The following is a 13,725-nucleotide window of genomic DNA, read 5'->3' as shown; positions in this document are numbered from 1 at the left end:
GACGAAGATGTAGATGAAGACATTCTGGATGAACTAGGCGATGCGGCCCAAAAAATAAGCGCACTAAAGAAGGCCTTGAAAGCCTACCAGGACAGAGACCTGAACGATTCCTTCCTGGACGATAATCAGTTCCCCTATGACTGTAAGTCTTCCATTAAAAAAGTGAAGCGCTACCGCATCATGATTGGTGACAACGATGGCAAGTTCAGCCCCATGCGGGTGGTAAAACGCGATGAAATCGCCACTCTGCTGACCCGCCTGACCGACCTGATACTGGGGGAATTTGATATCGCCTCCGCCAAAGGCACTCTGGAAGCGGTGGAGGATGAAGATGATGGCTATGTCATCACGGTTCTCAACGAAGATGGAGAAGAAGACGATTACAATGTCACCGGCGATACCCGCATCCTTTATAACAAAAAGTCTGTGAGCCTAAAAGACCTTGAAGATTATCTGGGATATGAGATAGTGGTGGTCTATGATGTTGACAATGATGCCTCAACCATTAAGATCATCAGCAGTTCAGCAGCCGATGATGATGACGACGATGATGACGATGATGATGACGATGATGATGAAGATGATGATGAAGATGATGATGAGTAGATAAATTCTGCTTATCCCCAATTAATGGCTCTTTGTAAAACTGGCATTATCAATAGCACCGGGGTGGGTAATTCCTGCCCCGGGTGGTATTTTTTTATCAAGATTCAGCGCTGGTATGCTACCATTGAGCTTAGATAATTCCCAGGAGGACAAACCATGTCCAACGCTGAACCGTCACAATTGGAGAAAATTACCGTATCGGTCTGGCGTCAATACAAGCAGGGCAACAACGCTGCAATTGAAGACAGTTTCGATAAAATCATGCCTTTTTGCTTACGGGTTTGCGCCCGTACCTGTGGACGCTACATCGACAACAGTGATGAAGAAGCCAGCATCGCCAGGATGGCTATGCTCGAGGCCTTTGATAAATACGAACCCCAGCGGGGCAATCTCTTGCTCTATCTGGGCTACGTCATACGCAACCGCATTATCGATTACAAGCGCAGTGAGGAAAAGCGATACTTTACCCCTTTTTCCGCTTTTCAAAATGAGCATCACCAAATCTGGGGGAGCCAGGAGCAGGATCCCGCCGGGCAGATTCTTGATGACCTGGCGCGCAAACAGGATCTGGACCGCTTTATAACGGTATTGCAGCAATATGATATTGAACTGCAGGACCTGGTGCGGGGCAGCCCCCGCCAGAAAAAAACCCTGGAGGCGGCCGTCTCGATTGCGGGCATGATTGCCTCAGACAGGGAGATGTGCGAGTATTTGCAGGAAAAGAGGATGATACCGATACGAATGCTGGAAAGACGTTGCAACGCCAACCGAAAAATAATTGACCGTTACCGAAAATTTATCATCGCCAGCACTTTGATCCTTATTCATGATATTCAGTGTTTAAGGCCTTATTTAAACGACCGGAAAGGAGGGCAAAGCCGTGTCTAAGCAAGCGGGCATCGTTCTTGAATCAGGCCGGGGATGGGCCATAATTATGCGTCCCGATGGCGCCTACCAGAAGATCAAGACCAATCAACCGCTTTATCCAGGCCAGTACTATTACCAGCGTCAGCTGCCGGCTCTTCCTTACGGCGTTGCGGCAGCAGTATTGCTGTTCATTCTGGTTGGGGCCATCGATTTCTTCAATGTGGTTGCCTATGCCTCGATTTCCTCCGGCATCGAACTGGGTGTCAACCGCTGGGATCGGGTGGTCACGGTCAAGACCGAGAGTGAGGCAGCGGCCCAGGTGGTATCCCAGGTGGATATAAACGGACGGCCGGCTCAAGAGGCGGTTGCGGCTGTGGTCAGCGAGATCATCGCCAAAGACAGTATGCCTGAGAATGGTACCGGCACCTTGCAGGTTTCGGTGCACAGCAAAAAGGCCGGTCAAGAATTGGAAGCCGAATATAAACGAAACCTGGTGGCCAAAATCAACCTCTCGGTTAATCAAGCCCTAAAAGTCCATGATAAAGTTAAGGTTAAAGGCGAGACTGTTGAAGAAAAGCTGCAGATCGAATACAAGCCTGCTACGAAAAAGGACCAAGACTTAGACCAGGCTAAAAAAACCCCGCCCGGAAATGCCTGGGGTCATGACATAAATAAGAATAAAACCGCTAATTACAAGGATAATAAGGATGCCGTCGCTATTCCCGTGTTTCAACGGTATTTAGAGCTGGACAATAGCGTAAATCGGGGCAATAGAGACCAGAAGACGGACAAAGACAAAACTAATGAAAAATCTGACCGTGATTCGGAAAAAAAACAAAATGATGAAAATTATAAACGTAATACGGACAATGACCGAGACAATAAAAAGAGTTACCGTGAGACAGACAAAGATCGGGCCAATGATAAGAATTACCCCGCGACGGATAAAAACCGCAACAGTGAGAAGTATGACCGTGAAAGTGACAAATATAGATCAACTGAAAAGTATAACCGTGAAAAAACCAAGAATGAGAACAGCTTTACCAAGAAATGGCTGGAAAGTAAAACCAAGCTCCGCAACTGGTCCGATTACCGCAGCCTGATCAATCCCGGACTGGAAAACCGGGACAAATAAGCGCAATGTGAGATCCCCGGCAAAGCAACCAAGATCCTGTTGTCGTATCAATCCAACAACAGGATCTTCCTTTTGTCGAGGGTCTACCTTAGTTGCGGGTCAATTGCTGGTAGATAATGTCGGCCAGGCCTAGCGAGCCCTGGCTGGAAAACAAGGCCAAAATGAACTGGACCAGCTTCAAAAACACTGCCCAGCCCGGACGTGAAAAGAAAGACAGATAAAAGCCGAAACATAACGGAACAGGGTTGTAACCAGGGGACGGAGGCGTAAGAAGCCTCCGTCCCCACCTGTTAGCGTTCATGGGATACTTTATGACCAATATACCCCTATGGGAGAGCTGTTTATGCGGTTTGCCGCTCTCCGCCTGCTCAGTTAGTTCTTCATATTCCTGTTCGCCAATCTCCACCGGCTCCACCTTGTCCATAACCCCCACGTCCCGGTAGGCAATACGGATATCTTGCTCGGCCGTATGAGAGTACTTTTCGCTGTGTTCCCCGACCTCAATCCTCTCAATGAAGAGCCGCAGGAGTTCAGGCGTCATGACACCGACCTTGTTGCCGGTAAGCTCGTCGTCTGGATTGCCGACCATCATTCCGACGCCTCCGCCGCCCTCGTCCTTAATCCACCCGAACCCGAGGAAGTAGATTTGCCTCTCACCGTCTACGCCGCGAACCTCACCATTGTGCGGTTCCTGCGGTTATTAGCTTTTTCAACTCCCTTCGCCAACACACATCCACAAACCGGCGAAGATAGCTATTACTATCTCGCTATAATCTTCAGTATTTGCAAGCTTTCGGAGGCTTCTTCAAGGATGCTATAAATTGGTGTATACTGGCGACATAAAGATACTTTGCGTGACGGACGATAGATACAAAATGAGAAAAATCAATTAATCCCGCAGAAAGGAGGAGTGTCTGTGAAAAAGCTCAAAATCCTCAAACGCAGCCGTGTCAACCGTGCGCTGAAAAGTATATTCGACTATCCGCTGACAGTCATAGAAGCCCCTATCGGCTACGGCAAGACCACAGCGGTACGGGAATTCCTGTCAAGCAGAGGCAGCGCCGTACTATGGCTTTCTTTTCTATCGTCCGAGGATACCGTTTCTTTCTTCTGGGACTCGTTATCATTGGAGATTGGCAGGCTGGATGCGGAAGCGAGCGCAAGGCTGAAGAATCTCGGTTTTCCCGCCGATGCGTCCCAGGCTGCAAATGTCCTGTCCATACTGCACGAACTGGACTTTGAGCAGGACACTGTACTGGTGATCGATGACTTTCACCTGATAAAAGGCCCGCAGATCAGTTCGTTTCTGGCTCTGATCGCCAGAAAGCCACCGGATAATCTGCACATCGCCATTGTTACCCGCGACACTTCAAACCTTGATATTTCAGAGCTCACAGCCAAAGGGCTGTGCAATATACTCCCCCAGCAGACGCTGTGCTTCACCGATGGTGAAATACGGGACTTCTGTGCCCTGATGGGATACGCTCCTGACAACGCCGAGTTCAGAAAGATCAGCGAATACACCGGCGGCTGGATTTCAATGGTCTACCTGACGCTGCTTGGCATTGTACGGGGCATCCCGATCGGCAAGAGCGACGTGATTGACGAGCTGGTTGAAAAAGTGCTTTTTAACGCTAACGAAGAGAATATCCGGCGTTTCTTGCTGAGGCTTTCCGTGATGGATGCTTTTACGGCGGATGAGGCACTATTTGTGACCGAAGAGCCGCGCGCAGAGGAGTTTTTGAAAAAGCTGCGTCGGGAAAATGCCTTTATCTCATACGACCCTGCCACAGACGTATATAGGATACACAACGTGCTGCTTGATTTCCTGCGGATAAAATGTAAAAACAACCTGGAACTCACGCATCTTTACGGCCGGGTGGGCCAGTGGCTCTTTGCCCATCACGCAAATGCGCAGGCCTACGCTTATTTCTGCCGCGCCGGGGATTTCGAGCGCATTCTCGATCTCCTCAACGATACAAGCAACATTACATACGGCTCCCCATATTATGAGGGTTTGTTTGACCTGTTCTCGTCCCTTCCTCGCGAGACACTGTTTAAGTATCCTTTCGCATATCTGCAATACATAACCATGCGAATTGTCGTCGGCGGACCGGACGGTACGCGGGACAGTGTGACGCGCCTCAGCGAGCTCCAGGCTGCGTATGAAGGTATGGAAGGACTTGATCCCCGGTTCAAAAATCAGGTTTTGGCGGAGGCGGCGCTAATCCGTACGGTTTCAGTTTTCAACGACGTCGTGCAGATGGCAGCCTGCATCAGGGAAGCGCTTCGGCTGTTTGACGGAGGAACATCCTGCATATTCCGCCAGGAGAATGTGGTCGGCTTCGCTTCCCCCCATCAACTGTATACTTATTATAAAGAGCCCGGGAAGCTGAAAGAGACGGCGGACTTCATGACGGCGGAGTTCCCCGCTTTTGTACAGGCTACAAACGGATGCTGCACGGGCAACGATTACCTCACGACGGCGGAATACGCACTTGAAACAGGCGACTGGCAGGCTGCGGAACTGAACGCATTCAAAACTATCTATAAAGCGCAGAGCAGGAATCAGGTAAGCCTTGTTATCGATGCAAGCCTGACGCTAATGCGTCTGTACATTTATCAGGGAAAGACGAATGAAGCGCTGGAGGTGCTTCAGCAGCTCCAGGAGGATCATGCCATTAAAAATACCGTCTATTTAAATACCGCGCTGGAGCTTGTAAAAGGTTACATTTACGCCTGTCTGGGCCGGTACAGCAGCATCCCCATCTGGCTGCAGACGGGAGATATGTCCTCGGCTCAGCTTATGTTTCAGGGTGTGGCGTTCAACTATATCGTATACGGAAAGGCAGTGCTGCTTTCAAAAAATTACATAAAGCTTGAGATGCTCACTGAGGAATTTAACCGCTATTTTTCTGTCTTTCATAACCAGCTTGGTTTTCTGCACAATCAGATTCTAAAAGCGGCGGCCAAGTATCGGCTTTACGGTATGGACGCGGGCCGCGAGTCGCTCATGGAAGCAATCGCGATGGCGCGGGAAGATCATATTATACTTCCCTTCGCCGAATACGCTCCCGCCATTATAGACATGATGCGGAGCATTCATCATTCCGATTCAAGGGATATGTATATCAAAGCAATTTATGATGCCTGCGAACAGTATATGGCGAGCTTGAAGCGCACGACCCAGAGCGCGGTGTCCCTGTCTGGCCGGGAAATCGAAATCCTCACCCTCACGGCGGAGGGCTTGAAGCGGGATGAGATCGCTCTAAGGCTCCATTTGGCAACGGGTACCGTCAAGAATCATCTGGAAAATATTTACCGTAAGCTGGAGACTTCCGGCAGGACAGCTGCCATTAAAAAAGCGCGGGAACTGAAACTTCTTTAGGCTTTTATAAAATGTGCCGAACGGCACATAACATACGAAAAATTAACCCTCTATACTTTATTTAAGTATGGGGATTTTTTATGCGCGAAAGGAGGCCATAGACTTAATGGGCAGAATATTGAATGTCACGCCCAGCGACGATTACACCCTGCTCGTCGAATTTGAGCAGGGCAACAAGATACTGTTCAACATGAAGCCAATGCTTAAGTCCCTGCCATATCGAAGCCTGAATGATCTCGCCCGTTTCAAGAACATTACATTGGAGGAGAAGGCCATCCGCTGGTCTGACCCCGCAGCTCCGGACGAAAGCATAGTACCACTGCGTCTGACGTTAGACACTATCCTGTTTACCATAAGGGGATAATGCGGAATATCTGCTTGAATCACAAAAACAGAATACCTGACGGAAACGCAAAAAAATACCCGTTCCGAGTGACTGTCGCACCCTGAAAGAACGCCATCATTCTTAACCTGAAAGGAGCACTCTCCATGTTTAAGAAAGTAAAGTACCTTCTGCTTATCTTTGCATTACTGCTTACGCTTCTGCCGCCGGCAGCTCTTGCAGCTTCGTCGGGTACTGCCCCGTATGATCTGCAGGCTTCGCTCATCGACCCCGATGAGACCCGTCCCCACGGCAGTGCGCTGCTCACCTTTAAAATCGATAATCTGCCCCGGTCCGATGCAACGAAAAACTGGTATGTGTATATTGAAAAAAAGGTTGGCGCCGATGGACCGTGGTACAAAGCCAATGAGGTGAGCAGCGACGAATTTCTCGACTATTACCAGACGAGCACAGGCGTATTCCAATTTGAACAGCTTTGGGTGGAGGATTACGCCTGGGACGGACGCACTCTCGTTTCCTTTCGGGTAAAGGCTATCTTGTACGATGAAACCTTCAGCTTTGCCGGCGAATCGGCCTGGTCCAACACCGCTTCCGTCGGCGTACAGGGCAGCAGTTGGGCACTCCCCGAACTCCAAAAGGCGATGGAATACGGGCTGATTCCCGATATCTTGGCTGGAAAAGACCTGACGCAGCCCATCACCCGCGAGGAATTCTGTGAGCTGGCGCTTTTGCTCTATGAAAAGACCACGGATAAAACGCCCGCGCCGGTTTCACCCAATCCGTTTACCGACACGACAAACCCGCGGATATTGAAAGCCTTCGCGCTGGGCATCACGCAGGGCACATCAGCCACCACCTTTACTCCAAACAAACTGATCAACCGGCAGGAGTGCGCCACCATGCTGTTCAGGACGATCAAGGCCATCGCCCCGAGCGCGGATTACTCCATCGCGGGCGTGCCCGACTTCCCCGACCAAAAGGATATCGACTCCTGGGCGGCGGAGAGTACGAAATACATGTCGAAGCTGGGCATTATCAAGGGCGACGACAAAGGTTACTTTATGCCGAAAGCGACCACTACGGGACAGGAGGCTTCCGGCTACGGCACGGCCACAAGGGAAGCGGCGCTCCTTATGAGCGTACGGACTTATGACGCTATTTAAACCTTCAGAAAGGAGAGATCTTTAATATGGGATTAAAGATAAAATTGCTGTCCGTCCTACTGGCGGTATGTCTCGTGGGTGTTTACGCCCCCGCAACCGCATGGGCGGGGGATGGCGACGTCTGCGAGATCGGCGGTAAAGGCTACGCTACGCTGGATCTGGCGCTAGCCGCGGTGCAAAACGAACAAACCATTAAGCTGCTGCAAGACATCGACTACACAGACGGTATTGAAATCATGAATAAAGACATCACCTTTGACGTGAACGGATATACGCTGGATCTTGTGAATACCGCGGGATATGGACTCCGGGTCGACGACGGCATCGTTGACCTGACTGACACTTCCCCGGGCGGCGGCGAATTTAACGTCACCGGCTCCACTTTCGGCGTGGTCGCCTTATACGGCACCGCCTCTGTCACCAACGCTACGGCTACCGGACCCGGCGGCTACGGAGCCATCGCGTTAGACGGCGGAGACATTGAGATATCCGGCAATGTCCAGGGCGTCACGGTGGGCGCTTCAGCCCAGGACGCAGGCAGCAGCATTTACATCGGCGGTGGTGTCACGGCAGGCGCCGGTATCGGCGCGGCCGCGGCGGATCAGGGAACCGTCACCGTTGACGGCGGAATTTCAGCCGCAACGTATATCAGGATCGGCGCTGTATCCAAAGCCCAGGGAGAACACACCGGAACCGAAGGCGGCTACTTCGTTTACACCGACCAAGCCAGTTCCGGCAGCACCGTACGGGTTAAGAACACCACCCCGCCGTCGGGTGGCGATGTCTGCGAGATCGGCGGTACAGGCTACGCTACGCTGGATCTGGCGCTGGCCGCGGTTCAGGATGGGGAAAGCGCGACCATTAAGCTGCTGCAAGACATCGACTACACAGGCGGTATTGAAATCGTGAATAAAGACATCACCTTTGACCTGAACGGGTATACGCTTGATGTGGTCAATACTGCAGGTATAGGGCTGCGGGTGGATACGGGCAGCGTTGACCTGACAGATACTTCACCGGGCGGGGATGGCGAATTCAACGTCACCGGGACTACTAACGGTGTGTATGTGGTCCGCGGCGAGGCCACGGTATCCGGCGCCACGGCGACTACAGGAACGGGCGCCTTCGCCGTCGGTTCATCCGCGGCTATCGTGATAACGGACGACGTGCAGGGTGAAACAAACGGCGTCTGCGCTGGCGGAAGCGGAAGCAGCGTCACAGTCAGCGGCAATGTCCAGTCAGACCAGACAGGCGCACATGTTTATGACGGCGGAACGGTGACCGTCAACGGACAGATGACGGCAGAGGTATTCTATGTCATTGCCGGAAGCGCCACCGAACCCGTTTACTTATCGGAAAGTGATTACCAGCTTGACCTCGCAAACCCGGGCTATTACCTCTACACAGGCAGCGGCGCAGAAAAGGCCTGGGTCAAAATTCCCATTTTGGCGGACATCCCTCATGACGGAAATTCGGGAATCACAAATCAGACGCAGGGAGCACACGGCAGCAGACAGGTTACCCTGACCGTGACGGTGCAGAATGAGGCGGGAGACCCCCTGACCGGCATCGGTCCGGAGTATTTTGAAGTAACCATAAACGGCGAGCACCAGTGGTTTGACACCAGTTCCCTGCTCTCAGGCTTTACCGACAATGGAGACGGGACCTATACGGTGGTCTTTACGGGAGCCGCCGACAGCGCGGGATATCCCTTCATGTACCTGAAGGTGAAAGGCGTGATCATTGAGTACGGCCCGACAGCTGTCACGACTCCGGGGCCGACGGATGACTATGTCTGCGAAATCGTCGGCGGAGATCAGCATAACACGCTGGACGAGGCGTTGGACGCCGCGTTCAGCGGAGATATCATCAGGCTGCTCCAGGATATTGATTATGAGGGCGGCCTTGTTATTAACAGCAAAATCATAACCCTGGACGTGAACGGCTATACTTTGAATGTGGTTAATGACGAGACTGGAGGAAACGGACTGGTCGTGGAAAATCACGGCAGCGTTGATCTGGCGGACACTTCTGCGGAGGGTGGCGGAGAATTCAATGTCACCGGCAAAACATACGGGGTCAAGGCCGATTTGTCTTCGGTCACCGTTACAAGCGTAACAGCAACAGGCCCCGGAAGCATCGGCATTTTTGCCAATAACAGCAGCAGCGTCAATACAGAAAGCGTCCGTGGTGTGCAGTTTGCCGCCTATGCCTGCGCAGACAGCTTTATCGAGGTTGAAGGCGATGTAACGGCCGTTGCATCCAACGGCAAAGGCGTATATGCAGACGATAAAAGCGAGATCTGCGTTTCAGGCAATGTAACAGCGACCGGCGGCGCCGCAAGCATCGGTGCGCATGCCATCAGAAGCAGTGCGATTACCGTTGATGGTATTATTACGGCAACGACTTATATCAAGATCGGCGACGTACCTGTACTTCAGGAAGATTATACGGGCATTGACGGCAGCTATTATGTTTATACCGATGCGGCAAGTCCCGGCAACACCGTCCGGGTCAGGATCCCTCCGCCTGCCATCATCACTGAAAGTCTGCCGAACGGCAAGGCAGGTATAGCCTACAGCCACGCCGTTACAGCAACAGGCGGAGGCCCCATCGCCTTCTCGCTGTTGAATGGAAGCCTGCCTGGAGGGCTGAGCCTTGACCCTGTCACCGGATTTATCTCCGGTACACCTGACTCTACCGCTACATTTACCTTTACTGTCAGGGCTGAGAACAGCGCCGGAGTGTTCGATAAGGAGTTCACAATTACGATAACCGCAGCTTCCTCGGGTGGCGGCAGTGGCAGCAGTCCGTTAACCCCGGCAACGCCGACATATCATGCGGATGTAAAAGCAGAAAATAACGCTGCAACGACAATCCCTGTCGCGGTTAACAAGGATACTAGAACCGCATTTATAGATGCGGGCTCGCAGAATCTCACTCAAAACAGAACTGTCGTCACGGTCCCTTCTATTCCCGATGTTGACACTTATACTTTTGGCATACCGGTACCCGACTTATCAACAGCGGTCGAACATGGTACACTAACACTTAATACCGACACGGGCAGTGTCACCGTCCCGTCCAATATGCTTACAGGCGTGGCGGGAGTCAGCGGAAGCAAAGCTGACATCACTATCGGTCAGGGCGACAAGAACGCCCTATCAGACCATGTGAAAGCCTTAATCGGCGATAAGCCGCTCATCTCGCTCACGCTGTCCATCGATGGAAAGCAGACCGATTGGAGCAATCCCGTTGCGCCTGTAACTGTGAGCATACCCTATGCGCCCACGGCGGCGGAGCTTGCTAACCCCGAAAGCATCGTCGTGTGGTACATCGACGGCAGTGGAAACGTAGTCACCATCCCCAACGGACGCTACGATGCGGCGACGGGAACGGTGAGCTTCTTCACCACCCATTTCAGCGATTACGCTGTGGCGTATAACAAGGTAAACTTCAAAGACGTTGCAAGCGGCGCGTGGTATGCTGACGCTGTTTTCTTCATCGCGGCGAGAGAAATCACAGGCGGCACAGGAGATGGCACTACATACAGCCCCGAAGCCAAGCTCACGCGCGGAGAATTCATCGTCATGATGATGAGAGCCTATGGCATCGCTCCCGACGCGAACCCGACCGACAACTTCTCTGACGCGGGCAACACATATTACACCGGCTACCTTGCGGCGGCAAAGCGGCTGGGCATAACCGCAGGCGTAGGAAACAATATGTATGCTCCGGGCAAAGAAATCACTCGTCAAGAGATGTTCACCCTACTGTATAACGCGCTGAAAGTCATCGTTCAACTCCCGCAGGGTGACCCCGGCAAGACGCTCTCAGACTTCACCGATGCCGGTCAGATTGATCCCTGGGCAAAGGAGGCGATGAAGCTGTTGGTCGAATCCGGAACGGTATCCGGCAGCAATGGCAAGCTCACGCCGACAGGCACAACCACCCGCGCTGAAATGGCGCAAGTACTGTATAATCTGCTGGGGATATAAGCTAAAAATAGGTAAGCTGTAAAAAGCAGAAAACCAGTCATAAAAATCGTGACTGGCTTCCTGCTTTTTTCGTTGCCCCGTACCGGTTATCCCCTCGGTTCAGTCATTGTACCTGTGGGTGACACTTGTGTTCCGGTATGTTATTGACGGCTTAACTGCTGGTAGATGATAGCGGCCAGGCCCAGTGAGCCCTGGCGGCTGATGGTTTTGGCGTATTCTTCGTCCAACATGGATTCAAAGGTCTCGGTGGCCATACCGCGGGCGATGAAATCACTGCGCGGGATGCTGGCCCGCATAGCTGACAGCAACCGGTATACAAAAACGCTCTCCAGCTCCTCGCAGGCCTGGCGTAATTTTTTATCCTCTTTACTCTGCATGGCTTCCTGCAATACCCGGTTGAACTTGCCGGCCTGCTGCTGTTCGCGGCTGGCCTGAACCCCGGACATATTGACGGGATTGCCGATGCCTATGGCGTTAACCGCACTCATTCGGGATCAGCCTCCTCTTTAGCGGCGCAGATTGGTAGTGGTCTGCAGCATTTCGTCCACCGACTGAACCACCTTGGAGTTAATTTCATAGGCGCGCTGAGCGGTGATCAGACCCACCATCTCCTCCACGATCTGTACATTGGAAGACTCCAGGTATCCGGACTCCAGGGTGATGGTGCTGTCCGCTTCGGGGTCCCAGTCCACCGCTTCACCGGCGGTGTCGGTGGCCCGATAGAGATTGCCCCCTAATTTCTCCAGACCGGAAGGGTTCATGAAGGTGACCAGTTCCAACTGGCCGGCCTCCTGGATTTCATCCGAACCTGAAACCTTATAAGTCACCCGGCCGTCCTTTTCAACCAGGATATCATAGGCGCCCGCTTCCAGCGCATCCACCCCCGCAACCAGGTTGCCGCCGCTGGTCACCAGATTGCCCTCCGCATCCAGTTTGAAAGAGCCATCCCGGGTATAGAGCTCTTGATCTCCAGGGCCGTAAACGCGGAAATAGGCATTACCACCGGAAATGGCTACATCAAGGGGATTGCCCGTGGGCTGCAGGTTGCCCTGACCGGTCATGATATCGATGGCGGACGGTCGAACCCCCAGGCCTACAGACACCCCCACCGGCTCGATCAGTTCATCGCTTACTGTGGGGCGTTTAATAGTCTGGTAGAGCAGATCCTGAAACTCCACCCGTTGCCGCTTGTATCCGGTAGTGTTCACGTTGGCGATGTTGTGCGCCAGGGTGTCCACATTGAGCTGCTGGGCATGCATGCCCGTGCTGGCAGTGTAGAGGGACCTCATCATAGCGGGTTTCCTCCTTAGAATAATTCGTTTTTGATCATAGCTTGAGGAATTGCACCTCGGTCGATCGGTGCAAGGTGGGCCCCTCGGCGAGTCCAGCCCACAACGCAATAAAAAGTTATTCCATTTCTATATCGTAAAACAGCTGCATAAACTTTAACGATAATTTGTCCACCAAAGGGTCTTAATGTAGCAACTTTTTTCCTCTATTTTCATATATTAAAGCACATACAGTTTTCGAGGTGTGATTCATGATAAAAATATCCGACTTGCGAACCCGAGATGTAATCAATATAGTAGACGGGAAGAAACTGGGCAACATCATAGATATAGATTTAGACTTGGAGAACGGCCGTGTCCTGGGTTTGGTCATGCCCGGGCACAGCCGGGGCTTCAACATTTTCTCCCGCCGGGAAGAGGTGACTGTGCCCTGGCATAAGATTATCCGCATCGGCCGGGACGTCATTCTGGTGGAAGTTCCCGTGGCTAATGAGGTTGAGGGCTACCAGCGCCGCGATTATCGCATCGATGACGATCGCTATTAAGCCTCAATAATATCAAGTTGAATTATCGGCCCCTTTTGGCGATAATAAGGGCAGCACCTGAACTAGAAAGGCCTAAGGGGGAAGATAATTTGAGATGCCCCTATTGCCAGGAGTTTGAGAGCCGGGTGGTGGATTCCCGGGCCAGTGACGACGGCGCCTCCATACGCCGGAGGCGGGAGTGCAACGCCTGCAAGCGCAGATTCACAACGTATGAGAGAATCGAAGAGAGACCTCTGGTGGTGGTAAAAAAGGACGGCAGCCGCGAGCAATTCAACCGTGATAAGCTGCTGGCCGGCATCACCCGGGCCTGTGAAAAGAGACCGGTCAGCATGGAGGATATTGAAAACCTGGTGGCCGGTTTGGAGCGCGAATTGCGCGATGAATATGAACG

The 13,725-nt window shown here is 52.2% G+C and carries 12 protein-coding genes; 9 read left to right on the top strand and 3 right to left on the bottom strand.

Annotated features, from left to right (window positions below):
* From B3W37_RS14930 to B3W37_RS14920, 3 genes are all read left to right on the top strand, one after another.
* The coding region (locus B3W37_RS14930) for a hypothetical protein (RefSeq protein WP_483176268.1) at nt 1–606 on the top strand (606 nt) is incomplete at its 5' end.
* Nucleotides 607–762: 156 nt separating this feature from the next.
* The gene (locus B3W37_RS14925) at nt 763–1,494 is read left to right on the top strand and encodes a sigma factor (RefSeq protein WP_483169995.1); all 732 of its coding nucleotides are present in this window, start codon (nt 763–765) and stop codon (nt 1,492–1,494) included.
* Nucleotides 1,487–2,608, top strand: a complete 1,122-nt coding sequence (locus tag B3W37_RS14920; RefSeq protein ID WP_483169994.1) for an anti-sigma-I factor RsgI family protein — start codon at nt 1,487–1,489, stop codon at nt 2,606–2,608. Before B3W37_RS14925 ends, B3W37_RS14920 begins: the two co-directional genes overlap by 8 nt.
* Nucleotides 2,609–2,696: 88 nt before the next feature.
* Here the strand turns inward: B3W37_RS14920 and B3W37_RS14915 are convergent, their stop codons facing one another.
* Nucleotides 2,697–3,200: a DUF4368 domain-containing protein gene (locus B3W37_RS14915; protein WP_483169993.1), complete on the bottom strand. Its 504-nt coding sequence runs from the start codon at nt 3,198–3,200 to the stop codon at nt 2,697–2,699.
* A 324-nt stretch (nt 3,201–3,524) separates the two neighbouring features.
* Between B3W37_RS14915 and B3W37_RS14910 the strand changes: the two genes are divergently transcribed.
* The 4 genes from B3W37_RS14910 to B3W37_RS14895 all read left to right on the top strand — a co-directional run bounded on the left by B3W37_RS14910 (nt 3,525) and on the right by B3W37_RS14895 (nt 11,500).
* The gene (locus B3W37_RS14910) at nt 3,525–5,996 is read left to right on the top strand and encodes a LuxR C-terminal-related transcriptional regulator (RefSeq protein WP_483176267.1); all 2,472 of its coding nucleotides are present in this window, start codon (nt 3,525–3,527) and stop codon (nt 5,994–5,996) included.
* Nucleotides 5,997–6,102: 106 nt separating this feature from the next.
* A complete protein-coding gene (locus B3W37_RS14905) occupies nt 6,103–6,360 on the top strand; it encodes a DUF2442 domain-containing protein (RefSeq protein WP_483176266.1) in 258 nt (85 codons plus the stop codon).
* 125 nt (nt 6,361–6,485) lie between these two features.
* A complete protein-coding gene (locus B3W37_RS14900; RefSeq protein WP_483176265.1) occupies nt 6,486–7,502 on the top strand; it encodes an S-layer homology domain-containing protein in 1,017 nt (338 codons plus the stop codon).
* 26 nt (nt 7,503–7,528) lie between these two features.
* Nucleotides 7,529–11,500 (top strand): S-layer homology domain-containing protein, encoded by a 3,972-nt coding sequence (locus B3W37_RS14895; protein ID WP_483176264.1) that lies wholly within the window; start codon nt 7,529–7,531, stop codon nt 11,498–11,500.
* Nucleotides 11,501–11,640: 140 nt separating this feature from the next.
* Here B3W37_RS14895 and B3W37_RS14890 read toward each other — a convergent pair whose 3' ends face one another.
* Together B3W37_RS14890 and flgG are read right to left on the bottom strand one after the other, a co-directional pair.
* Entirely contained in the window at nt 11,641–11,988 is a 348-nt protein-coding gene (locus B3W37_RS14890; RefSeq protein WP_483168697.1) for a rod-binding protein, read from the bottom strand.
* Nucleotides 11,989–12,006: 18 nt separating this feature from the next.
* Nucleotides 12,007–12,792, bottom strand: a complete 786-nt coding sequence (gene flgG / locus B3W37_RS14885) for a flagellar basal-body rod protein FlgG (RefSeq protein WP_483168696.1) — start codon at nt 12,790–12,792, stop codon at nt 12,007–12,009.
* A 248-nt stretch (nt 12,793–13,040) separates the two neighbouring features.
* Between flgG and B3W37_RS14880 the strand changes: the two genes are divergently transcribed.
* Together B3W37_RS14880 and nrdR are read left to right on the top strand one after the other, a co-directional pair.
* The gene (locus B3W37_RS14880; RefSeq protein ID WP_483168694.1) at nt 13,041–13,334 is read left to right on the top strand and encodes a YlmC/YmxH family sporulation protein; all 294 of its coding nucleotides are present in this window, start codon (nt 13,041–13,043) and stop codon (nt 13,332–13,334) included.
* Between the two features lie 89 nt (nt 13,335–13,423).
* Nucleotides 13,424–13,725 (top strand): transcriptional regulator NrdR (nrdR, locus tag B3W37_RS14875; RefSeq protein ID WP_483176263.1); only part of this gene is annotated, 302 nt, incomplete at its 3' end.

This window comes from Syntrophomonas sp. UBA5494 (assembly GCF_002426325.1).
The sequence above is the reverse complement of the archived record's forward strand: the minus strand, read 5'-3'. Positions and strand labels throughout refer to the sequence as shown.